Origin of the sequence: Cohnella luojiensis, assembly GCF_004564235.1 — a bacterium.
GTDB classification, from domain to species: domain Bacteria; phylum Bacillota; class Bacilli; order Paenibacillales; family Paenibacillaceae; genus Cohnella; species Cohnella luojiensis.
On record NZ_SOMN01000020.1, the window covers coordinates 19,400 to 44,719 of the forward strand.

Sequence of the window (25,320 nt, forward strand, 5' to 3'; positions counted from 1 at the left end):
GTCCGCGCTGGACGCCGATTCTTTTATTTTCCCGATATCGAATATCTCTCCCGCCGCCTGGCAACAGGCAAGGAGTCAAGCATAGGAGTTGTGTCATGAAAAAATCCGTGCTGTACGGGCTGCTTCTCCCGGGACTTCTCTTTCTGGGAATCTTTATGGTCGTACCGATCGTGCTTACGATCGGCTCGACCTTCTATCGCGGCGGCTCCTTGACGCTAAGCGGCTATGCCCACTTCTTCGAGGATTCGTATTTCAACCAGATTTTGCTGACGACGGTCGGAATCAGCTTGATCACGACGCTGCTGTGCGTGGCGCTCGGTTTTCCGACCGCTTACTACATTTCCAGGAAGAAGGCGCGGAGCAAGGGGATCCTGCTCGCGATAGCGATCTTTCCCCTGCTCACCAGCCCTATCGTCCGATCGTTCAGCTGGATGATCATTCTCGGCCGCAAAGGGCTGATCAACGACGTCATCGTGGGATTAGGCCTGGCGGAGAAGCCGCTCGATATTCTGTATACGCCTACGGCGATCGTTATCGGGTTGACCCACCTGTTCCTGCCGATCATGATCATATCGCTCGTCGGCGTTCTGGAGAACATCGATACGGACCTTGTCCAAGCGGCGCAAAGCCTTGGGGCATCCCGATTGTCCGCTTTCGCCCGAATCGTCTTTCCGCTCGCTTTGCCCGGACTTGTCATCGGAGCGGTAATCGTGTTCGTCGGCAGCCTGACGGCCTATACGACCCCGGCGCTGCTCGGCGGGAAACAGCGCGTGATCTCCACGTTCTTGTATCAGAACGCGATGACGCTTAATGATTGGTTTCTGGCTTCGGTTATCGCCGTCATCATGATTGCCATCACCTTTATCGTCGTCGGTCTGATGAACCGGGCGACGCATCAATTCAATCCGAAGGGGTAGAAGCATGCGGGAAAAACATTTCGGACTGGGCCTGTTCAGCTTGATGGTCTTCGTCTTTCTGCTCGGTCCGCTGCTCATTATATTCGCTACTTCGTTCGAGCCGGGGATCGTTCTTCAATTTCCGCCGCATGGCTTTTCTCTCCGCTGGTACGAACAGATTTTCAAGGTGGAGGGCTTTATTCGCACGTTCAAGACGTCGATCGCCATCTCGTTGCTCGGCAATGCTTTCGCTCTATTGCTGGGCATTCCCGCGGCATATGCGCTCAGCCGGTCTTCCTTCCGGGGGAAGGAGCTGCTCAACGGGATCTTTCTCTCGCCGATTCTGATTCCCGGCATCGTGCTGGGGTTCACGTTAATGAAATATTTGATCGTCGTGTACCATTTGCCGATGTATACCGGTTTGCTGATCGGGCACGTCGTCATTATGCTGCCGTTCATCGTCCGGGTCGTGGCTTCGAGCCTATCCAATTTCGACTTCGCCGTCGAAGAAGCGGCACTCAGTCTGGGCGCGGGACGAATGAAGGCTTTCTTCAAGGTGGTTCTGCCCAACATCCGCTCCGGCATTATCGCGGCCATGCTGATCGCGTTCCTGGAGTCGTTCAACAATATCGATATTTCGGTTTACATGACGGGCCCGGGAGTCAGTACGCTGCCGATCGAGATGCTTACGTACGTGGAAAACCATTTCGATCCGACCATCGCCGCGATATCCGTACTGCTCATGGTGATGACTGGCGTGATGATGTTCTTGATCGAGCGTTTGATGGGACTGTCCCATTTCACCTCGCGGTGAATTTGATTCAACATTACGGCAAAGGAGGCTCTGATAAGCTATGGCACTGCTAACGCTGGATAGCGTCTCGGTCGCTTACGGAAGCCAGACGATTCTGAAGGACTTAAAGCTGGACGTGGAAAAAGGGCAGCTGCTCTCCCTGCTCGGGCCGAGCGGCTGCGGCAAGACGACGACCCTGCGGTTGATCGCCGGCTTCATGGAGGCTCAGCAGGGGACGTTCCGCTTCGCGGGCGAAGATTATACGAGAAGGCCCGTGAATAAACGGAACTTCGGCATCGTGTTTCAAAGCTACGCCCTGTTCCCGCATCTGTCGGTTTTCGACAATGTCGCGTTCGGGCTGCGGATGCGCAAGCTGAAAGATTCCGACATCAAGACCCGCGTGGGACGCATTCTGGAAGTCGTCAGTCTCGGCGGCTTCGAAAAGCGGTTTCCGAAAGAACTGTCGGGCGGACAGAGGCAACGGGTAGCCATCGCCCGGGCGCTCGTCATCGAGCCCGATCTGTTGCTGTTCGACGAGCCGCTCAGCAATCTCGACGCGAATCTGCGCTCCGGCATGCGCGTGGAAATCCGCCGCATCCAGCAGGAGCTCGGCATTACGACGCTGTACGTCTCCCATGACCAGGAAGAATGCTTCTCTATCTCCGATCGGGTCGCCGTCATGAACAAAGGACTGATCGAGCAGATCGACAGGCCGGAAACGATCTTCAAATACCCGGCAACGGAATTCGTAGCGCGGTTCATCGGCTTTCATAACTTCGTGAATTTCGCCGAGCGCGCCGAATCAGACGGCGTCATCACGCTGCGGGCAGGCGACCGCTTGTTCGCGGCCGTCGGCAATCCGGGTACGAATCACCCAAGCGCGCTCAAAGGCGCCATTCGTCCGGACGACCTCGTAGTCACGGCCGGGAGCGAGGCTGGGCCGGCCAGAGTCGGCTCTTTGCCCGGCATCGTGAAGGTCAGCACGTATTTGGGCCGGAGCTACCAATATGTCGTGGAGACGGCGCTCGGCCCATTCACGGCCAATCAGGAGATGGAGAAGCCGTTTTACAGCGGCCAATCGGTCACCCTGCAGTTTCCGCCCGACAAGCTGGTGCTGGTCGACTAGCCGCGGACTTACCCGCGATTGGCCGGGACTAGATTTTCCAGGATAGGAGAGACTTTGAACCCATGATTGCAGATCAATTGATTACTAACGTGAAGGTGTTCAATAGTTATTATAAAACGTTCCATGAAGGCGATGTCGCCGTAGCGGACGGAAAAATCCTGTACGTTGGCCCCGGAGGGCCCGAGCTGTTCGAGGCTGCCGAATGCGTTGACGGTAAAGGGCAATACCTGATTCCCGGACTTATCGACATTCATCTTCATATCGAAAGCTCTATGGTAACGCCGTCTACCTTCTCTTACGGAATTATCCGCTGCGGAGTCACGACGATCGTGCCGGAGCCCCACGAGATGGCTAACGTGTTCGGCGTGGAGGGCGTCAAGGAAATGATAGCCGCAAGCCGGGAATGCGAAGCGGACATGTTCTACGCGATCCCGAGCTCCGTTCCGGCGACCCCGATGGAGACGACGGGCGGGTCCATCGACATTCCGCATATCGACGAGCTGATGCAGGGCGGGGGAATCATTTGTCTCGGCGAGATCATGAACTACGTGGACGTGATCCGGGATCCGGATTGCAAAACGAACCGCATTCTGCGCCATGTTCAATCGAACTACCCCGAGCTTATCATTGAAGGACATGTCCCGAAGGTGATGGGGTTGGATTTGCATCGGCTCATCCATGCCGGCGTCGGCTCCGATCATACCCATCAGAGCATCGAAGGGCTTGAGGCCCGCATCGCGGCGGGGATGTTCATAGAAATTCAGGAGAAATCGATGACGCCAGAGTTAATGGATTATTTCAACAGCCACGACGTTGCGGAGCGTTTCTGCTTCGTCACCGACGACGTCATGCCCGATACTTTCGTGGCAAACGGCCATCTCGACCACCTCGTTCGCAAGGCGATAAGGATGGGGATGCGTCCCGAGGACGCGATATACGCGGCGACTTACACGCCCGCGTTGCGAATGCGAATGCAGGACCGAGGCAGCATCGCTCCTGGCAAAATCGCCGATCTCGTGCTGGTGTCCGATCCCGAGAAGTTGGATATTCAGCAGGTGTACAAACGCGGCCGCAAAGTGTACGACGCGGCCAGCGAGTACGCCCAGGTATCGTCGTCGGGCCAATTCCCGGACTCCTTCTATTCAAGCGTCCGTCTTGAACCGCTGTCGGACGCGGACTTTACGGTTGCGACGGAGGCGGAGGACGGTACGCATAAGTTCCGTGTGATGATCGTGAAGGACGGTTCGACCTTCGTGGAGGAGAAGCACTCGCCCGTCGAGAGCAGGGGCGGGGAAATCCGCTGGGAAGAGAGCGGCCATGCCCTCATTGCCACCTTCGAGCGATACGGCGTAAACGGCAACCGGGCCTATGGCCTGATCGGCGGCGACACGATCAAACGCGGAGCGATCGCGACGACTTACTCCCACGACAACCACAATCTTCTCGTCGTCGGACGCAACGCGAACGATATGACCGCGGCGGCCAACGCCGTCATCGGCAGCCAAGGCGGCTTCTGCGTCGTAGAGGACGGCAAAGTGCTCTCGCATCTGGAGCTTCCCGTCGGCGGCATCCTGACCGAGGAGCCGCTTGAGGTCACCTCCCGCAAGGTAAAGGAGCTTCGCGAGGCGATGCTGACGCTGGGTTATGTGCATTACAATCCCATAATGTCCATCAGCACCCACTCCCTTACCGTCAGTCCGGCACTCAAAATCACCGACCACGGCTTGATCGACGTGAATGCGGGGAAGATTGTCCCGTTGCTGGTAGGGAGAGAGTAAAATCCATTTCGAATCGCCTATATAGTTTAATATCGCCTCTTGGTGACGCATGGGTTTGCGCTGTTCGACCCCCATGGCTCCGTGGAGTTTCCGCGGAAAATAGCACCGTGGGCGGGGGAGTGAAAGTCGCAACGGAAGAGCAAGGGAAAACTGCATCTGACGGTCAACGATGAAGATCACTCCTTGCTCAACGCTCCTTCGACCGGCAGTCCATCGGACTTTACCGGCCTTGCAAGCATTACGGTTCCGTTAAAGTATAGGAGTGACAATATCTCAGGCGGCAATGGCGAAATCAGTATGGAAAGCATACCCGTCAGCCCGTTCATGTAAGTAGTCGGCGAAGGGCCTCAGGGAGTCGGTGGGGTCGGCGCGGTAGGGCGTAGTTAGCTTTAGTCGAACTAATTGGGTGCTCGGAGTCGATGTCGTCTCGTAGTTAGCTTTAGTCGAACTAAATGGGTGCTCGGAGTCAGCGCGGTGAGTCGCAGTTAGCTTTAATCAAACTAAATTGGTCCTCATTGTCGGCGCGGTAGGGCGTAGTTAGCTTTAGTCGAACTAATTGGGTGCTCGGAGTCGGTGTGTCGTCTCGTAGTTAGCTTTAGTCGAACTAATTAGGTGCTCGGAGTCGATATGTCGTCTCGTAGTTAGCTTTAGTCGAACTAATTAGGTGCTCGGAGTCGATGTGTCGTCTCGTAGTTAGCCTTAGTCGAACTAAATGTCGGAGTCGGTACGGTGGGGCTTAGTTAGCTTTGCAACTAGAAAAGAAAGGTGGACTTGGCGACCTATCACTGACCTGCCTGCAACCCTGTTTTTATCGGCTAATCTAAGCGGATTTTTCCATTGGGCCTCGCGTATTTGCTTACTACAAGGCGATCAATTTATCTTCATAGGTTGGCCGTGACTTTCTTTCGGATCTCTGCTTCAATTCTACGTGTAATAACTGGAAGTTCTTTCAAGAACCTTTAGTTCAACTTTTGTAGTTGGATAGCTAGATATTGTGTTAGTCCCCTTACTTTCCCCGCAATTAACTAATGCCGATAAATATTAATCCTATAAGACTATGTCCGTTGGCTGCGCTTTCATGGTTTAATGTTGATAGACAACGCTCGACTTCCACAGAGACTGATCTTACATGTATATATCATAAATACGTGAGTCTTAGTCAAATATCGATAAAAGTTCCAAATATGATATATCATATTATTCTAAATTATTGGAAACCCTCTCAATGTAATCGCTTTATCGTAAAATAACAGTTAAAAAAGATATAGAAATACTTTACACTCTATGGGATTGAATATACAATGTAATAGAAAATGATAAAAAGGTATACTATTGATTATATCTAATGGTATATCAAATTAATTGATTATACTTAGTAGATCGGAGGGGGACCATTCCGGCGGAGGCGGAAAGCACTTGGATTCGGGTTGAAGCTTTGTTCATTTTCAAGTTAAGGGGAGGAAGTCACGATATGTTTATACGGACAAAACGCAATTGGATCGCGGCATTGCTCGCAGTATTTGTTGTTATTTTCGTAATAGGCTGTTCCAGCTCCAGCAATACAGAACCAAGCGCAACCTCATCGGCAAGTGAAACGCCAGCGGCTACTCCTGCTCCTTCTGCGTCAGCATCTGAAACTCCGGCCGAAGAAGCCGTAACCGATCTGCAAGGCGCTACGATCAAGATCGGCTCATGGTTCGACATGGACCCGCGCGCAATCGCCGAAGCCGACCGCGGCCCGAGCCAGGAAACGCAAATTCAGCTCATCGCGGACGCCGAGAGAAAGTACAATTGCAAGATCGAATTCGTCAAGTTCGCCGACTACGATAAATATATGGAAAACTTTACGACGACGGCGCTTTCCGGCGAACCGTTCGCCGATGTGGCAGCTCTCGAGTTGTTCCATGCCTTCCCTCAAATGGTCAAGAAGGGCTTCATCTTGCCGATCGACGATATGATCGATATGTCGGATGCAACCGAATATACGACCTGGATGAAAGAGGGAGGAAGCTTCGACGGCCATCAATACGGCTACTATGATGGAGGTCCGTCTCCATACGGATTGATCTACAACAAGTCGCTGGTTGAAAAGCTTGGCCTAGAAGATCCTTACGAGCTTCAGAAGAGCGGAGAATGGACATGGGATAAATTCCGCGAATTCATGAAGGCAGCGACTCAGGATACGAACAACGACGGAAAAACCGACGTATGGGGCTTAACCGGCGGATGGGATGGTATCCCGCGGATTACCGAGCAGTTCATTTACGCGAATAAAGGCGCGATCGACCGCGATGCAAGCGGCAACGTCGCGTATTCCTTGAATAGCGAGAATGCTATCGAGGCGCTGCAATTCGTATCCGACTTGTATAATGTCGATAAATCGATCGAACAGCCTTATCCCGAAGATCCTTTCAAGGATTTCGTCTCGCAAAAAGGCGTCATGGTTGCCGGCTATAGCTGGAACATCGGCGACTTGCTGACAAACATGAAGGATCAGAAGCTGGGTCTCGTATTTTTCCCGAAAGCTCCGAAGAGCGACGGATATGTCACGTACACGCCATTCGGCAACATGTTCTTCGCAGTGAAGCAGTCCAAAAACGCGGTCGCAGCCATGAAAATCATGGACGAAATCAGCTTGAAGTCCAAAGCCCGCGAGCTGGCGATCGAAGCCTATAAAACGGCTTTCCCAACGGAGGAAATGGTCGATACTCGCACTCAGATGTACGACAGCGTGCAATATTCCGGCGGCTATCTGGGAATTCCGACGGGCAATGATTTGTTCCAGGCTGTAATTAAGGATGTTACGGATGGCAAGGTCGCTCCCGCGACTGCCGTCGACAAGGCGAAAGGCCAATTCGAAGGCAAGATTAACGAGCTGCTGACTAAGTAACAGTTAACTATTTCTACATAAATAGTACCCCTAATCTCCGAGGAGCTCGTATGGCGATTAGGGGTACTATTTAGAAAGGGAAGGTCCTATGCGGCGTCCATCGCTAAAATTCCTGACATTACTGGCGGTTGCAGCCGCAGCTCTAACCATTAGCATTATACGACTCAATGCGCGACCCGACATGCCAGCAGCGAACATGCATAATCTCCCGGACGGCGGGGTTGTCTTAAACAGCCCGGTTCTCAAAGGGAGCTACTTGGATTATTTGACCCGGCACCCAGAGCTGGAGCCGGCTAAAGGTGAAGTGTTAATCGAAGGGGAAGCTTACAGCTCGGCCGTCGGCATGAAACCGGAAATATTGAATCGGTACGAAGGCTTGCAGGGCAAGGCAGTTAAAACCGGTGAAGAAGGCTCTATCGATTGGAGCTTTCATGTAGAGCAGGAAGGCTTCTATAATATCGACATTCGTTACTTTAACGTCGAAGGCAAGGGCTCCGATATCGAAAGGGAGCTTGCCATTGACGGCGTATCTCCGTTCTCCGAAGCGAAGTCGCTCGTTATTCATCGAATATGGCGCAACGAGACCGATCAGGTCGAACGGGACGGGCAAGGCAACGATCTTTCTCCCGATCAGGTCGAAGTGCAGAAGTGGCAGGATATCGTCCTAAAGGATGAAAGCGGCTATAATACGGATCCTTATCTTTTTTATATGAGTAAAGGCAAGCATACGTTGAAACTGACTTCCATCAAAGAGCCTTTGGTTATCGACTTCATTAAACTGTTAATGCCGAAAGTAACGCCGAGCTACGACGAAACGGTGAATTTATATAAGAACAAGGGTTATGAACCGGCGTCAAAGGCTCTGGTGAAGGTTCAGGGAGAAGCGGCGGCTTTCAAGTCTTCGCCATCCTTGCTGCCCTATAACGACCGGTCCAATCCGGCTATCGAACCTTTTCACGTATCCAAAATCCGCAATAACGCCATGGGAGGTTACGGCTGGAGAATTCCGGGCCAGTGGATCGAGTGGGAGGTTGAAGCGCCTGCGGACGGGCTGTACAATCTCGCGGTGAAAAACAGGCAAAATTATTTGCGGGGTTTCTCGTCCTTGCGCAAGCTGACCATCGACGGGAATGTGCCGTTCGAAGAGGCTAAGCAGATCGGGTTTCCTTACGGCAGCGCATGGAAAACGACCGTACTTGGAATAGACGGAGACAACCCGTATTTATTCTACCTTACGAAGGGCAAGCACCGCATTCGCCTGGAGGTTACACTGGGAGATCTGGCCGTAGCGCTGCGAACCGTTCAGTCGAGCATCCTGGATTTGAACGCGATGTATCGCAAGCTCATCAGCTATACCGGAACGGTTCCGGACCCGTTCAGGGATTACGACTTGGAAAAGCGCATTCCAGAGATGACCAAGGTATTCCGGGAGCAGAGCGATCTATTGTATGAAGTGGCCAGCTATATCGATGGGTCGGGAGGCTCGGGAAGCGATCGAACGGCCATGTTGAAAACGCTAGCCTTCCAGCTGAAGGATATGGCTGAACGGCCGGATACGGTTCCGTCGCGAATCGATTCCTTCAAGGGCAATGTCGGCGGGCTTGGATCGTGGCTGCTGACAACGAACGAACAACCGCTGACGATCGATTATTTAATGTTGGCGTCTCCTGATATGAAGCTTCCGAAAGCGGAAGCATCGACTTGGACCAAGATGACCAGCGGCATGCAATCGTTCGCCGCTTCGTTCTATGAAGATTACGACCAGTATGGCGGAGATTCCGGCGACTCCCAATCGATATCGGTATGGATTACGTCCGGTCGGGATCAAGCCCAGGTGCTGAAGAAGATGATTGACAGCTCCTTTACGGCGAAGACCGGCATTCATGTCAATCTGAAGCTGGTTGCGAGCGATGTGCTGCTGTCCGCAACCGTTGCGGGCAATGGTCCCGATGTCGCTCTTCCGGTAACGAACGACGTGCCGGTCAGCTATGCGAGCCGCGACGCGTTGCAGGATTTGTCCGTTTTCCCAGGTTTCGAAGAAGTGAAGAATCGATTTGCCGCTGACATAGTGACACCCTATGAATTTAACGGCCAGACGTTTGCCCTTCCCGATCAGCAGACGTTCCCTGTCATGTTCTACCGCAAGGATATTCTGGAGGATGAATTGAAGCTGAAGATTCCGCAAACGTGGGACGACCTATATAAGATCATTCCCACGCTGCAGAAGCATAACCTGCAATTCGGCTTCAGCAAGCTGATCGACCCGCCGGGCGTAGCGGCGCTTCCGCCTAATCCGCTATTCAGCCTGCTGCTGTATCAGAACGGCGGACGGTTCTACGCGGACGATCAGCAAGCGAGCGCTCTTGATTCCGAAACCTCGATGAAGGCGTTCAAGGCGTGGACGGAGCTCTACGTCAACTACAAGCTTCCGCTGCAGATCGATTTCGCGAACCGGTTTCGCACGGGCGAGATGCCGATCGGGATTTCGGATTATACGGATTACAACAAGCTGAGCGTGTTCGCGCCGGAAATCAAAGGTTTATGGAGCTTTTCGCCGGTTCCGGGCGTTCTCGGAGCCGATGGCACGATTCACCGGGAAGTCGCGGGAACAGGGACGGCGATCGTCATGTTCAAGAAAACGAAAAACAAGGATGCGGCATGGCAGTTTCTTGATTGGTGGACCAGCAAAGAGACTCAAATCGACTTCGGACGGCAAATGGAAATTAGGTTGGGTACATCCGCCCGCTACCCGACTGCTAATCTTGAGGCACTTGGTCAGCTGCCATGGCCGACGAAGGATTATAAGATGCTGAAGGAGCAAATCCATTGGCTGCGCGGAATTCCAGAAGTACCAGGCGGCTATTTCACGGGACGCCATCTGGACAATGCGTTCCGCCGGGTCGTCGTCCAAGGGGATGACCCGCGCGAGACCTTGGACAACTATATTAACTACATTAACGACGAAATTACGATTAAACGCAAAGAGTTCAAGCTTCCTTACAGGGAATGAGGGGGATCATCATGCAGCAAAAGGCACAGGCACATTCGGTCGACGCCCCCTCCCCGGGAGGGGAGAGGAAATTTCTTCGATTGTTCGCAGAGATGAAAAAAAGCAAGCATGCCTACGTGCTGATGGCTCCCTTTTTCCTCATCTTCGCCGTATTTACGGTTGTTCCGGTCGTCATGTCCGTTCTGCTGAGCTTTACGCATTTCAACATGCTCGAGCCGCCGAGCTGGGCGGGGTTCGATAACTTCGCCAGACTGCTGGTGAAGGACGACGTCTTCCTGGTCGCAGTGAAGAACACGCTTCTCTTTGCCGCGATCACGGGTCCGATCAGTTATGTGGCCTGCTTTTTCTTCGCCTGGATCATTAACGAGCTGCCTCCGAAGCCGCGCGCTTTGCTGACGCTGGTGCTCTATGCGCCGTCTATCTCGGGTAATACGTACATGATTTGGGCGTTGATGTTTTCCGGCGACTCTTACGGCTATATCAACTCCTTCCTTATGAACTGGGGATTCGTTCTCGAGCCGGTCCAATGGCTGCAGGATACGAGATACGTACTGGGCATTCTGATCCTGGTTCAGCTGTGGCTCAGTCTCGGAACCTCTTTCCTCGCTTTCATCGCCGGATTGCAAACCGTCAACCGCACCCTTTACGAGGCGGGGGCTATCGACGGCATTCGCAACCGCTGGCAGGAGCTTTGGTTCATCACGCTCCCGGCGATGAGGCCGCAATTGATGTTCGGCGCGATTATCCAAATTACGAGCTCCTTCGCGGTAGCGGAAATATCGATTTACTTGCTCGGGTTTCCTACCGTCGATTACGCGGGCCATACGATCGTCACCCATCTTATCGATTACGGAACGATCCGCTTCGACATGGGCTACGCATCGGCGATTGCCACCGTGCTATTCATGATCATGATGATGACCAACGTTCTGACGCAGAAGTTCTTAAAGAAAGTGGGTGAGTAGGAAGGATGAAGGCGGTTATCCAAAAAAGACTGAACCGCTCCTGGACGGTCGACATTCTTCTGCTCGTCCTGCTTGCCGGTATCGCAACCTTCATGGCGTTCCCGCTGGTGTTCACGATCAGCAATGCCTTTAAGCCATTGGACGAAATATTCGCGTTTCCTCCGAAGCTTTTCGTTCGCAACCCGACGTTTGTTAACTTTACGATATTGCCGGATATTTTCTCCGACTCCTGGGTCCCCTTCTCCCGTTATTTGTTCAACTCGCTGTTCGTGGCGGTAGTCGGTACGGGAGGGCACGTCATCATCGCTTCGGCGGCGGCTTATCCGCTGGCGAAGCTGAAGTTCCCGGGACGAACGATGATGATGAGCATCGTCGTCCTATCGCTCATGTTCACCTCGTACGTGACCCAAGTTCCGAACTACATGACGATCTCGTGGCTAGGCATGCTGAACACGTACTGGGCCATTTTGCTGCCTGCCTTCGGTTCGACCTTGGGCATCTATCTGATGAAGCAATTCATGGAGCAGCTGCCCGACGAGCTGATCGAAGCGGGTAAAATAGACGGGGCCAGCGAGTATCGCATCTTCTGGCAGCTCGTTATGCCTATCGTCAAACCGGCGTGGCTGACGCTCATTATTTTCTCGCTGCAAGTCCTATGGACCAACAGCTCCGTAACGAGCCACAAATACATTTATAGCGAGCAGCTGAAGACGATCGATTACGTATTCGGTCAAATCGCAAGCGGCGGAATCGCGCGCACGGGTCCGGTGGCAGCCGTCACTTTTCTTATGATGCTTGTTCCGATCGTGGTTTTTGTCGTCACGCAGAGCAGCGTCATTCAGACGATGGCCACTTCGGGTATGAAAGAATAGCAGGGGGGAACGGCCTTTGATTTCCAGAACAAGCATACTGGCGCTGTTCATATTAGCCGTCCTGCTAGGAACGGCGACTCCGGCATCGGCACAGGCGGACACTGGGTATACCTATTCTTATTGGGGCGATCCGAATCCGGCGCCCGCTGCTTACGAGCCGGTAAGAACGATGTACGGCAGCGATCTGTCGCTCGGCAAGCTGTCCTCCCCGCAGGACTTGTATATTAGCAAGGATCGCAAAATCTATTTGGCCGATACGGGCAACAATCGGATTATCGTCATGGATGACCGGTTTAAGGTGCTGCGGACGATATCCGAGTTTGACAGAGGCGGCAAGAAGGACCAATTTAATGGGCCGGAAGGGGTATTCGCCGCCCCGAATGGCGACATCTACGTGGCCGATACGCTGAATCGCAGAGTCGTGCGGCTTTCGGCTGATGGCCGGTTTCTCCAGCAGATCGGCGCGCCGGAATCGACTTTGTTGCGTCAAGGCTTTCAATTTACCCCGATCAAGCTCGCGACGGACAAGGCGGGACAGGTGTATGTCGCCAGCCGCGGTTCCTACGAAGGGATCATGGAATTCGATTCGGATGGCGTCTTTACCGGTTATATCGGTACGAACCGGGTTCGGTTCAATCCCCTGGATCTGCTGTGGAAGCGGATTTCCACGAAGGCTCAGCGCAGCCAGATGGAGCAGTTCATTCCGATCGAATTCAATAACCTCTCTATTGAAGACAACGGATTTATTTACACGACGACATCGGAGGAAAACGGCAGCCAACCGATCAAGCATATGAACGTGTCTGGTGTCGATATCTTGCGCAGCAAGGGCTATTTTCCACCAAAAGGAGACATTCGCGTTTCCATGACCGGCAGCAAACCCGGCAGCTCGATCTTCGTAGACGTGACGGAAGACGAGGCGGGGATGTACAGCGCTCTCGATTCCAAGAGAGGGCGTATTTTTACCTATGATAAGGACGGCAATCTGTTGTATGAATTCGGCAATCTGGGAAGCCAGGCGGGTTTGTTCCGTACGCCTTCGGCGATTGCCATGCTCGGCGATCAAATCGTCGTGCTCGATAAAGACTACAGCCGTCTGACCCTATTCAGGCCGACGAAATATGGTAGCGCCATACGAGAGGCCGTCCGGAATTTGGATGCGGGCAAAGTCGAAGAATCTACTGCCGCTTGGGAGCAGGTTCTGAAGCTGAACAGCAATTATGAAGTGGCGTACATCGGTATCGGCAAATCGCTATTGAAGCAGGGCGACAACAAGGAAGCCATGGCATACTTCAAGCTGGGCAACAACCGCGAATATTACTCCCAAGCATTCAAGAGGTATCGTCAAGATGCGGTCTATGATAATTTTGGTTACATCGTGCTCGGTATCGGTCTGATCATTGCGGCGGCGTACACAGCTATGAAGCTGGCGAAGCGCCGAACGGCCGGGCGGCATTTCGTGGAAGTCGGCGTATTGAAAAACCCGTTCTACACGATGATTCATCCCTACAAGGGCTTCTGGGAAATGAAGTTCGAGAAAGTCGGTCGCGTCAAGCTGGCCGTGCTGATCGTGGTGCTGCTCGCCCTGTTTACGATCTTAAAGCGGCAATTCAGCGGTTTCGTGGTCAACTACAATAATTTGGCAGAGCTTAACAGCATTAATGAGTTGAAATTCGTTCTGCTGCCTTTCGTGTTATGGTGCCTTGCCAACTGGTCGCTGACGACCTTGATGGATGGGGAAGGAAAATTCAAGGAAATTCTGACGGCAACGGGATATGCCTTAATGCCTCTTGTCGTCATTTCATTGCCGCAGACGCTTTACAGCAATCTGATTACGGTAGACGAGAGCGCGTTTTATTATTTGTTGGATTCGGCAGCGTACTTGTGGTCCTTCTGGCTATTGTTCGTAGGAACGATGACGGTCCATCAATATACGCCTCTTAAGACAGTCTCTACAATGGCGCTGACGCTTGTCGTCATAGGCATCATCCTGTTCCTCGGTCTTCTTTTCTTCAGCATGATGCAGCAAGTCATTAACTTTGTAATGTCGTTCTATCGCGAATTAGCGTTGAGATGGTAAAGGGGGGGAGGTCATGACAAGAACGCGAACGAAGATCGTCGGTATCGCGGGGGCTTGTATCCTCCTTGCGGGAGGGTTGTTCTACGGATTGCGGAAGTCGGGCGTTGATGAGGTTATGCCGAGCCAAGCAGGCATCGCATCCGGTCAGACAATCGGTATACTCTCGGACCGACAGAGTGGGGCGGCAAGCTCCAATTCCGCGGAAGAGCAAGCAGCTTTGAGCTTGATGGAGGTAGCTGCCGAGAACGAATTCTTAATTCTATATGTCAATAACGAGACGGCCGAAGTGGCCGTTAAGGACAAGAGAAGCGACTACGTCTGGTTTTCCAATCCGCCGGAGCGCGAGCAAGACCCTATTGCCTCGCCGCTTTACAAGTCCGAGCTATCTTCCCAGGTGACGGTAAGCTACTACAATGACAAAGGTCAGTTGTCCGCCTACAACAGCTACGACGACAGCGTAAAGCTGAAGCAGTTCGAGATCAGCCGGAAGGATGGCGAAATCGAAGTGCGATATTCCATGGGTAAAGCGGCGATTGCTCAGGACGGCATCCCTAAGATCATTAGCAAGGAGCGGATGGAACAAAAGATCCTGAGCCGTCTGCAGGATGAGGATGTCAAAAAATCGCTGCTGTACAAATTCAAATACGACGAGACGAAACAAGTATACGTCGTTCGCGAATTGAAGGAATTCGTTGCGCAAGAGCTGCTGGGATTATTGCGGCAAGCCGGATATACGCAGGAAGACGCGGCGGAAGACAACGCGGCGAACGGTATTACCGCTGCCTCTGAGGACGGCGGGGATAACATCCAATTTACGGTTCCGGTTGTCTATTCACTTGAGCAGGATCAATTCGTCGTTACTATCCCTGTAGACGAGGTGCAGTATCCTAAAGCGAATCCAATCGCAGCTCTGAGCGTCTTGAAATATTTCGGCGCTGCGGATGAAGGCAAGGAGGGTTATCTGTTCGTTCCCGACGGTTCCGGTGCGTTGATCCGGCTGAACAACGGAAAGGTCGGAGCTGAGCCTTACCGAATGCCGCTATACGGGGAGGACAGCACCATTGTCGTAAAGGAAAAGATACAGAGCAACGAAGCATCCAGACTTCCGGTGTTCGGCATGAAGCAGAACGATCGCGCCTTCGTCGGGATCATCGAGAAAGGCGATGCGCTTGCAACTGTGACTGCAGATGTGAGCGGGCGATATCACCAGTACAACAGCGTAGCCAGCGAATATCATCTCGTCAATATGGATTACTATACGCTTAACTCGGGTGAACGCACCAGCTCCGTCCCGATGTTCCAATCCAAGACCTATAAGGGCGACATCCGCATTCGTTACGCTTTTACGGCAGGTTCCTCCGCCGATTATGTCGGAATGGCCAAGATGTACCGGCAGTACCTGGTTCAAAGCTCCGGCTTGACGCGATTGCCCGCGCAGAAGGCATCGCCGTTTATCATGGAGCTTCACGGCGCATTTCAACGGGATAAATCGTTTCTCGGGATACACTACAACGCGACTGAACCGCTAACGACGTACGGCGAAGCGAAGAAGCTGCTTGGCATGCTGGAGGATCGAGGCGTATCCTCGATTGTGCTGCGATATGTAGAATGGTTTAATGGCGGCATCCGCTACGCCTCTCCTAGGAAAACAAGTCCGATCGGTGCGCTTGGCGGGAAGAGCGGGCTGAAGGATTTGGCGGAATACGCGCAAAGCCGGCAAATCGGATTCTATCCGGATGTCTCCTTCTTGGAGGCGGATAAAAAGACAGGAGCAGCGGAGTTTCTGAATCATAGCAAAGCCAGAATCTATGAATACGATCCCGTCATGAATACGCAGGATCTAAGCCGATTCTCTCATTATGTCGTGTCTGCAACCCAGGTGCCGGACATAGTAAGCAGCTTCATCCAGCGGTATCCGAAGCTGGTTAGCGGCGGCGTTTCGCTGAATGATCTGGGCAATCAAGTCGATTCCGACTATTCGCCGGACCATCCGATCGACCGTCAAAACGCGCGTGGCGTGATTGAAGGCGAGCTGGCAAAATTAAATCGGGCAATCGGCTCAGTTATGGTCAGCGGAGGCAATGCTTATTCGATCCCTTACGCGGATATTGTCGTCCATGCTCCAACCCGCAGCTCGGGGATGAACCTAACGGACGAAGATGTCCCATTCTATCAAATCGCGCTTCATGGTTATGTGCAGATGGCCGGTCTTCCTTTCAACACAGATAGAGGCCAGAACCCCCGGCTATCCTTGCTCAAGGCGCTGGAAACCGGGTCGAATATTTATTACGAATGGTTCTATCGGGAGCCATCGGTTGTTAAGGACACGGATAGGAACGGATTGTATTCCGCTAACTACGAGGGATGGCTTGACGAGGCGGTACAGATTTACCGGGAAGCCGACGGTATATTGTCGAAGGTCGCGGATCAAACGATCATTGGCCACAGCAAGCTTGCCGAAGGCGTATACCGAACCGTATACGAGAACGGGCAGTCCGTGACCGTCAACTACAACGAGGAAGCGGTGTCGGTGGACGGCATGGAGCTGGCTCCCGAAGGCTACAATCTGCAGGCGGCCGGCGCTTCCGCTGGAGGTGCGAAATGAAATTGTGGAGGAAACGGCTGTCTCTTGAGCAGAAGAAGGCCTGGACGGGAGTTCTGTTCGCTTCTCCGTTGATTATCGGTCTTATTCTGTTGTTCGTCTTGCCGCTTATTCAATCGTTCCGGTACAGCCTGAGCTCGATCGATCTGGTGGAGGGCGGGTTTACAGTAAATTATAAAGGCATCGGAAACTTCGTAAGCCTGTTTACGACGAATCCCGATTTTCCGAGAAAGCTGACGGAGTCCATCGTCGACATGGTCGTGAACGTTCCGATTATTCTGATCTTCAGCTTGTTCGCGGCAGTGCTGCTTAACCAGAAATTCAGAGGGCGCGCTTTCGCGAGGGCCGTATTTTTCCTGCCCGTCATTCTCATGTCCAGCGCGGCGGCGTCGGTCAGCATCAGCTATTTCGTAGGCGGGATGTCGATGGGTGATTCGGGCGCTTCCGGCGCCGGGCAAGAGAGCTTGATGAAGAGCTTCGAGCTGAAGAAGATGCTGCTCGATTCGGGCTTTGCTCCGATATTCGTCAATTATTTGACCGGAGCGGTCGACCGGATCTATGACATCATCAGCTCCTCCGGCGTGCAAATCCTCATTTTCCTGGCAGGGCTTCAATCGGTATCGCCGTCCCTGTACGAAGCGTCAAGAATCGAGGGCGCAACGGGTTATGAGATTTTCTGGAAGGTGACGTTCCCGATTATGACTCCGCTTATGCTGACGAATTTGGTCTATTCGATTATCGATTCGTTCAGCACGAGCAAATTAAACGAGGTAATACGTTCCGCGGCGTTCGAGCTGTTCGATTTCGGATTAAGCTCGGCCATGTCCTGGGTGTTCTTTATGGTCGTTGCGGTCGTGCTAGCCGGTTCCGTCGGTCTGATTTCCAGAAAAGTATTTTACTACGATTAAGGAGGAGTGCGGAATGAAGCTCCCGGCGTCGCGCCTGAACCTGATTGCCGATCGGTATAACCCGGTGGAGAACGGGAAGAAGGGGTTGTGGATCACCTTGCGCACCCTCTTGATTGTCGGATTTTGCTTTATTATTTTGTTTCCATTGTTCCTGAGGCTGTCCGTCGCTTTCCGCAGCAAGGCGGATATTTACGATCCGACCGTATTGTGGATTCCCAGACATTTTACGCTCGAGAACATCAGGCTGGCGATCGAGTCGATCGATTACCCGACGGCGTTGCTTCACACGCTGCTCATCTCTGGCGGCACGACTTTTATCCAACTGCTGTCATGCGGTTTCGCGGCTTACGCCTTCGCGCGATTGAAATTTCGCGGCAGCGGGCTGCTGTTCGTGCTTGTTCTGTTCACGATCGTCGTGCCGCCTCAGACCATCATGATTCCGGTATATATGACGTACCGATATTTTGATCTGTTCGGACTTGTTCCTCTATTAACCGGGCGCCAAAGCTTTAACCTGATCGATACCTTCTGGCCGTTTCTCATTTCGTCTGGTACGGCTATGGGGTTGAAAAACGGACTCTATATTTATATCTTCAGGCAATTCTTCAGGGGAATTCCGAAAGAGCTGGAGGAAGCGGCGTTCGTGGACGGAAGCGGGGTTATTCGCACCTTTATCCGGGTCGTATCGCCGAATGCCATTCCCGCCTTCGTGACCGTCGCGCTGTTCTCGTTCGTATGGCAATGGAATGACAGCTACTATGTATCCTTGTTCCTTAACCGGGTTAAGGTGCTGTCGACGGAAATGATGAGCATGGGAACGAATTTGAAGGAGCCGGATCCAATTTATCAATTGATGCTGTTAAATACAGGGGTATTTCTAATGATGATCCCTCTGATTATCCTGTACTTGTTCGTCCAACGGCATTTCGTCGAAAGCGTGGAGCGTACGGGAATTACCGGATAGCGGGAGTCTGCCTTGCGAGTATGCAATTGTATATTGATAGAATGTAAAATAAGGATATACTGAAATTAGATAGCAAGATTGAGGAGAGGACTTACTTGTTGAAAGGCGACAGTCCGTTATACCAGCAGATCATCGAGATTTTGCGGGATCGCATCGCGCGCGGAGAATATATACCGAACCAGCAGCTTCCGACCGAAGTGGAGCTTGCGGAACAATTCGATGTCAGCCGGATTACATCCAAGAGAGCGCTGATCGAATTGGAACGCGAGGGGCTTATCTATCGAAGAAGAGGCAGCGGAAGTTTTGTTAAGAAAAGAGATATCGCAAGAGCGACGGAGGAACAGGCGGCAGTTTCTTCAAGCCGAATTATTTCCATGATCATTCCTTACGTCGCCTCGAACAATATGCTTGGTTACTATCCAGGCGTGGCAGATTATTTGGAGTCTAAGGGATACTACCTGAGCATTCATAATAGCGATTGGAGCAGCGAGCAAGAACGGGAGCTGCTGCGGTCTTTACCCAAGCGAGGGACGTCAGGCATTCTTCTGTATCCTGTCAGCAACCAGCACAATTTGGATATTGTCCACTCTTTGCAACTGAACGATTTCCCGATCGTGACGATTGATCAGTACTACAGCTTCCTGACAATGGGCAGCGTTGTTTCCGACAATTATAAAGGCGGTTATATGGCGGCAACCAAGCTGATCGAGCTGGGCCATACTCGCATCGCTTTTTTATCGACTATCGGCATTCAATATCGAAGTACGGTGCGCGATCGGTTTTTCGGATACAGCAAGGCGCTGACCGACAACGGAATTCCCCTGGACATCGAACTGATATTCAGCGACCTGCCGCCGGAAGCGGAAGGGGAACCGCTGAGCAGAAGAGCCTATTATAAGATGCTGTTGAACAAAATGTTAGAGCTTGAGGTGACGGCCATTCAGGCCGAGCATGATGTCGTCGCCCTGGATTGCATCAAAGCCGCGCTCGACATGAATATTAAAATTCCCGAAGAGCTCTCGGTTGTCGGCTTCGACAACAATGAAGAAATTTCGCTGCAGACGAGTATACCGATTACGACGATCGAACAGGATTATCAGGAAATCGGCAGACAGTCCGCGATCATGATCATCGAGCAATTGGAATCGGGCAAACGCCAGCAAACCCGCCACGAAATACCGGTGAAATGGATCGACCGGCAATCTGTCGGACCGGGGCCGGAACTGCATAACCTGATTGACTAATGGTCAGTCCGATTAAACCTCTCATGCAGAGGTTTTTTCTTTATCTATATTTAATTTGATATTGATATAACCAAAATCGAACTTCTATTGCATATCTAGAATATATCTAATAAAATAATAATATAATTAGGTATATCATATGATTAGAGGGATTGGAGGGAAGGTAATGTTCAAAAGCGGGGTGCCGGAACCCAATATTTCGTTTGCTCCCAAACACTATATTTGTCGCAGAGCTTCCGGACCTCTCGCGGTGGACGGTCGTTTAGACAAGCCATTCTGGAAAGATGCGGCATGGACCGATGATTTCGTCGATATCGAGGGTGATCTCCGGCCGAATCCGGGCAAACGGACGAGAGTCAAAATGCTGTGGGATGACGAGTATTTTTATTTCGGCGCCGAGATGGCGGAGGATCAGATTTGGGCGACGCTGACGGAGCGGGACTCGGTCATTTTTCACGATAACGACTTTGAAATTTTCATCGATCCGGATGGCGATACGCACCACTATTACGAATTCGAGATTAATGCGTTAAATACCGTGTGGGACCTGTTTCTCGTTAAGCCCTATCGCGATGGCGGGCCGCCGCTCAACGGATGGGATATTAGCGGGCTGAGGACTGCTGTACATATTGACGGGCAACTGAACAATCCAAAGGCGAATAACCGCGGCTGGAGCGTCGAAGTCGCCATGCCATGGAACAGCCTGCGCGAATGTGCGCCGGAAGGGCGACTTCCGCGCATCGGAGAATATTGGCGGGTCAATTTCTCCCGGGTACAGTGGCAGGCGGAAGCATTGGAAGACGGCTACCGCAAGGTGAACGACCCGGCTACGGGCAGGCCTTATCCGGAGGACAATTGGGTTTGGTCGCCGATGGGCCTCGTCAATATGCATTATCCGGAGCTATGGGGTTATGTCGTCTTCGCGGACGAAGAGGGGCCATATTCCTTTCAGCCGCCCGCAGACGAGAAGGTGAAATGGGAGCTGCGCAAGCTCTATTACCGACAGCGCAATCATTATGCCCAGCATGAAGAGTTTAGCCGGGATGCGGCCCTGCTGATGGGGACGGATCAATGGACGATCCAGCCGGCAATCGAAACGACCGGAAGGCTATTTCAAATAGCGGCTTCGTCGGCGGACGGCAGCAGCACGTACTATATCCGCGAAGACGGAAAGCTCTGGAAGGAGTGAGGGACGATGACGATAAGCTCGGCGGCATTTTCATTGGAGGAACAATCGCTTGCGACGATCGAGCGCAAGTTCGAAGAGAAGCGCAAGCTGGCGCATGAGAGGGAAGAGGAGCTGTTCGGCATTTTCCGCGGGGAGCTTACCGGCGAGGAGAGGTTGGCGCTTAAGTTCTTATATGCGTATATGCCGTTAAATGACTTGGCGGATTATGATGGTGAATTGTTTCTGAAGCACGTACGCACAACGCTGGATATTCGCAATCGGGTGCCGTGGGGGAATCGGGTGCCGGACCATTTGTTCCTGCATTTCGTGCTGCCGTACAGGGTAAACAACGAAAATATCGAGGACAGCCGCGGCATCCTGTATGAAGAGCTCTCGGAGCGCGTATCGCATCTGTCGATGGAGGACGCGATTCTGGAAACCAATCATTGGTGCCATGAGAAGGCGACCTATATCAGCAACGATGTCCGCACCGTTTCCCCGATGACGCTCATCCGGACCGCTATCGGACGCTGCGGCGAGCAATCGACATTAGCGGTTGCGGCGCTGCGAAGCTTATGTATTCCAGCCCGGCAATGTTATACGCCGCGTTGGGCGCATAGCGACTCGAACCATGCGTGGGTAGAGGCATGGGCAGACGGAGCGTGGCATTATATCGGCGCCTGCGAGCCGGAGCCGCGTCTGAACCAAGGGTGGTTCAGCGGTCCCGCCCGAAGAGCGATGCTCGTTAATACAAGGGTGCCGGCTAACTATCTCGGACCGGAGCCGCTTACGCTTGCCCATGAATGGTATTCGGAGCTAAATCTGCTCGACACCTACGCACCTGTTCGCAATATCACGGTCAGGGTGACGGATACAACAGGAACACCGGTTGCGGGCGCGTTGGTCTGGTTTCATGTTTACAATTATGCGGATTTTATACCTATTGCCAAGCTGACGGCGAATGAAAGCGGCGAGGTCGCGTTCAGAACCGGATTCGGCGACTTGTACGTTCAGGCTTGGCAGGGGGACAGTCGCACCGAAGCTAAAATTCGCGTCGGGGACAGCGATGTGTTTTCATTCGTACTTGATCTGAAGCCGCAAACGGAAGGCATTCTCGATCTGGATATGGTGCCGCCGCCCGTCATTCCCGACAGTGAGGCGGATCTCGTATCCGCAGAGGAAAGAGCGCTGCATAACGATCGTGTCCAAGAGGGTGCAAGCATTCGCAAGCGCTTTGAAGATACGTTCCTAAGCGAGGCGCAAGCGGCGGAGCTTGCAGAGGAGCTTGGTTTGCCCGTAGAACGGGTATGGCCCGTTATTCGCAAGGCTCGCGGCAACAGCCGGGAAATTGCCGCATTCCTGCAAGAGCAAACGGCTGAGCATGGACAATGGCCGCTTCAATTGCTCGAAAGCTTGAACGATAAGGACTTGACCGATACGTTCCGGACGACTTTAATGGACCATTTGACCGGAGCGCTGCCTTATCGGAACGACTTCGATGAACAAATCTTCATTTCCTATATTCTATGTCCGCGCGTGCTCTTCGAGATGATTCGCCCATACAGAGCCTATTTCCAATCGACTATTAGCGCCGATCAAATCGAGCGATTCCGCAGCGATCCGGCGGAATGGATCCGGTTTCTGGAGAACAAGTTCGAGGTCATCGACGATCTGTCGTTCTATCAGGGCTCGGCTACTCCTGCGGGCAGCTACAGATTAAAGAAGGGCGACGGCGCTTCGCGCGACATTCTGTTCGTTGCAAGCTGTCGCAGCTTCGGGATTCCGGCAAGGCTTCATCCAAGCGAAAGGATGCCGCAATATTGGCTGAACGGCGCTTGGCAGTCCGCGGAATTCAAATCTGGGGAAGGCGTGCCGGCCGCTAGGCCGGAAAGCGGCAAACTTCTCCTCCTTCGTGACACTGACGCTTCGGACGATATGGCCGCCTCCTATTATTTGAACTTCTCGTTCGCCAGATTGGAGAACGGAGTTTATAAGACGCTCGTTTATGCCCGCAACAAAACCGATGTGTACGACGAGCCTTTCGAGGTTGAATCGGGTTACTACCGGATGATCGCCGGCACGCGGCTGAAGGACGGCACAACGCTCGTACGCTTGACGTATTTTGCGATATTTCCAGGGAAATTGACGAAGCTTCCGTTAACGTTCCGTCAGCAGCCGATAGACATTCCGATCATTGGCGAAGTCGACCGTTCTTGGACCTTCACGCTGTCGGATGACGTCAGCAAGCCAATCGGCGAATGGCTAAATCCGAAGGGCATCGTGCTTGCCTGGATCGAGCCCGATCGCGAGCCTTCCAAGCATTTGCTCCGCGAGATCGGCGAACTGGCCGGCAGGTTCGAATTAACCGGAACGAAGATACTGTTCGCGGTCGGGGACAGCGGCTGGACTGCATCCTTTAATCCGGCTGCCTACGAAGATTTGCCTTCCGACACCTCATTCCTGCGCGATGTTCGGCATTCGGCGTTGCTTGGCGCAACGTCCCAGACGGTCGTCAACACCTTGGGATTGCCGCATGTGCTAGTCATAGACGATCAGGGCAGAATACGCTACGAAACATCTGGGTATAAGCTCGGCATCGGAAGAGAAGCGCTGCGCATTGCGGAGCAATTAGCGGACTAACGGTAAATACTGGGGCTTCTGGCCATGCGGAGCGCTTATAGATGAGAGGAATCGTTAACGATGAGACGGAACTGGATAACTGCGGGATACGCCGTAGACGAATGGCTTTCGAAAATAACGAAGGAAGCCGCCTTGAAATTAACGCATTTGAATGTCGCTTTCGGACATGTCCGGGAAGATGGGATTTCGATCGATCATCTCAAGCATTTGGATAGCCTTCAAGTGCTTAAGGGTTATAATCCCGAACTGACGATCCTGTTGTCCGTAGGAGGCTGGGGCGCAGGCGGCTTCTCCGAGGCCGCCGCCACTCCGGCGGGACGTAAGCGGATGGCCGAAACGGCTGCTCTTATTTTGCGCAACCATCCCTTCGACGGGATCGATCTCGATTGGGAGTATCCTTGTTATTCCGAGGCGGGAATCGTATCCAGCCCCGACGATAAAAGCAATTTTACGCTGTTGCTGAAGGAAATAAGAGAAGCACTCAACTTACAAGGAGCAGCGGCAGGCAAGCATTTCCTGCTGACGATTGCCGCGGGCGCGGATCAATATTATTTCGATGGCACCGAGATGGACCGCATTCATCCCTATTTGGATTTCATCCAATTAATGACTTACGATATGCGCGGCGGATTTCAAACGCTGACCGGACATCATACGAATCTGTATACGCCTACCGGAGATTTGTTCCGCATAAGCGCGGATGCATCCGTCCGGTTGTTCAGGAACGCGGGCGTCCCGGCCGACAAGATCGTCATTGGCGCCGCCTTCTATTCACGCATGTGGAAGAACGTCCCGGATAACAACAACGGCCTCCATCAAATGACGACGGGAGCCGGCGGATACGGGCCCGACTTCACCCGGCTGACCGCCGACTATATCGGAAAGAATGGCTTTACGCGGCACTGGGACGAGGAAGCCAAAGCCCCGTATTTGTTCGACGGCGAAAGCTTTATCTCCTACGAGGATGAGGAATCGTTGCGATATAAATGCGACTATGTCGTGGAACAAGGATTAGCCGGAATCATGTTCTGGGAATACGGCTGCGACACGACGCGGCGTTTGCTGAGTGCTATTTACTCAGGTTTCGAAGAGAGGCATTTGTAAGTTTGATTTAGCATAGATTTAAGGGCATGGGCTGTCTCGAAAGTAGAAATTTTACTTGAGAGGCAGCCTTATTCGCGATCAAGTCTCCCTTTTCCGGTTTCTTCCCAAATAAGTGCTATATGCTGTTATCTTCCTTATAACCCTCACTGAACCGGTAAATAATTGCATATCGTTGTTATTTTATAGGCTAGAGGGTTTTTGTGATGAAAATTCCGACCAGCAAATTCCAATATGTGGTAGTATTTAATGAAGTTCAATTCTAATGTGTGTGGAGGTATGG

General features: G+C 52.6%; 16 protein-coding genes. All 16 read left to right on the plus strand.

Annotated features, from left to right (window positions below; genetic code table 11):
* Positions 1-95: 95 nt before the first annotated feature.
* The 16 genes from E2980_RS14175 to E2980_RS14250 all read left to right on the plus strand — a co-directional run bounded on the left by E2980_RS14175 (position 96) and on the right by E2980_RS14250 (position 25,040).
* Entirely contained in the window at positions 96-917 is an 822-nt protein-coding gene (locus E2980_RS14175; protein ID WP_135152839.1) for an ABC transporter permease, read from the plus strand.
* Between the two features lie 4 nt (positions 918-921).
* The gene (locus tag E2980_RS14180) at positions 922-1,710 is read left to right on the plus strand and encodes an ABC transporter permease (RefSeq protein ID WP_135152840.1); all 789 of its coding nucleotides are present in this window, start codon (positions 922-924) and stop codon (positions 1,708-1,710) included.
* Positions 1,711-1,750: 40 nt separating this feature from the next.
* Positions 1,751-2,815, plus strand: a complete 1,065-nt coding sequence (locus tag E2980_RS14185; protein WP_135152841.1) for an ABC transporter ATP-binding protein — start codon at positions 1,751-1,753, stop codon at positions 2,813-2,815.
* A 62-nt stretch (positions 2,816-2,877) separates the two neighbouring features.
* Positions 2,878-4,593, plus strand: coding sequence for an adenine deaminase (locus E2980_RS14190; RefSeq protein WP_135152842.1), 1,716 nt, complete (start codon positions 2,878-2,880; stop codon positions 4,591-4,593).
* 1,471 nt (positions 4,594-6,064) lie between these two features.
* A complete protein-coding gene (locus tag E2980_RS14195; RefSeq protein WP_135152843.1) occupies positions 6,065-7,483 on the plus strand; it encodes an ABC transporter substrate-binding protein in 1,419 nt (472 codons plus the stop codon).
* Between the two features lie 88 nt (positions 7,484-7,571).
* Positions 7,572-10,493, plus strand: a complete 2,922-nt coding sequence (locus E2980_RS14200; RefSeq protein ID WP_135152844.1) for an extracellular solute-binding protein — start codon at positions 7,572-7,574, stop codon at positions 10,491-10,493.
* A gap of 92 nt (positions 10,494-10,585) precedes the next feature.
* Positions 10,586-11,458, plus strand: a complete 873-nt coding sequence (locus E2980_RS14205) for a carbohydrate ABC transporter permease (RefSeq protein ID WP_240703038.1) — start codon at positions 10,586-10,588, stop codon at positions 11,456-11,458.
* Positions 11,459-11,463: 5 nt separating this feature from the next.
* Positions 11,464-12,330: a carbohydrate ABC transporter permease gene (locus E2980_RS14210; protein WP_135152846.1), complete on the plus strand. Its 867-nt coding sequence runs from the start codon at positions 11,464-11,466 to the stop codon at positions 12,328-12,330.
* Between the two features lie 16 nt (positions 12,331-12,346).
* Positions 12,347-14,410 (plus strand): YIP1 family protein, encoded by a 2,064-nt coding sequence (locus E2980_RS14215; RefSeq protein WP_240703030.1) that lies wholly within the window; start codon positions 12,347-12,349, stop codon positions 14,408-14,410.
* Between the two features lie 13 nt (positions 14,411-14,423).
* A complete protein-coding gene (locus E2980_RS14220; protein ID WP_135152847.1) occupies positions 14,424-17,015 on the plus strand; it encodes a DUF5696 domain-containing protein in 2,592 nt (863 codons plus the stop codon).
* A complete protein-coding gene (locus E2980_RS14225) occupies positions 17,012-17,920 on the plus strand; it encodes a carbohydrate ABC transporter permease (protein WP_167747130.1) in 909 nt (302 codons plus the stop codon). Before E2980_RS14220 ends, E2980_RS14225 begins: the two co-directional genes overlap by 4 nt.
* Before the next feature lie 13 nt (positions 17,921-17,933).
* Positions 17,934-18,884, plus strand: a complete 951-nt coding sequence (locus E2980_RS14230; protein ID WP_135152848.1) for a carbohydrate ABC transporter permease — start codon at positions 17,934-17,936, stop codon at positions 18,882-18,884.
* 95 nt (positions 18,885-18,979) lie between these two features.
* Positions 18,980-20,128, plus strand: a complete 1,149-nt coding sequence (locus tag E2980_RS14235; RefSeq protein ID WP_135152849.1) for a GntR family transcriptional regulator — start codon at positions 18,980-18,982, stop codon at positions 20,126-20,128.
* A 166-nt stretch (positions 20,129-20,294) separates the two neighbouring features.
* Positions 20,295-21,317: a carbohydrate-binding family 9-like protein gene (locus tag E2980_RS14240; RefSeq protein WP_135152850.1), complete on the plus strand. Its 1,023-nt coding sequence runs from the start codon at positions 20,295-20,297 to the stop codon at positions 21,315-21,317.
* 6 nt (positions 21,318-21,323) lie between these two features.
* On the plus strand, positions 21,324-23,936 hold the full coding sequence (locus E2980_RS14245; RefSeq protein ID WP_135152851.1) for a transglutaminase-like domain-containing protein: 2,613 nt from the start codon (positions 21,324-21,326) through the stop codon (positions 23,934-23,936).
* A 60-nt stretch (positions 23,937-23,996) separates the two neighbouring features.
* Positions 23,997-25,040: a glycoside hydrolase family 18 protein gene (locus tag E2980_RS14250; RefSeq protein WP_135152852.1), complete on the plus strand. Its 1,044-nt coding sequence runs from the start codon at positions 23,997-23,999 to the stop codon at positions 25,038-25,040.
* The last annotated feature ends 280 nt before the right edge of the window (positions 25,041-25,320 follow it).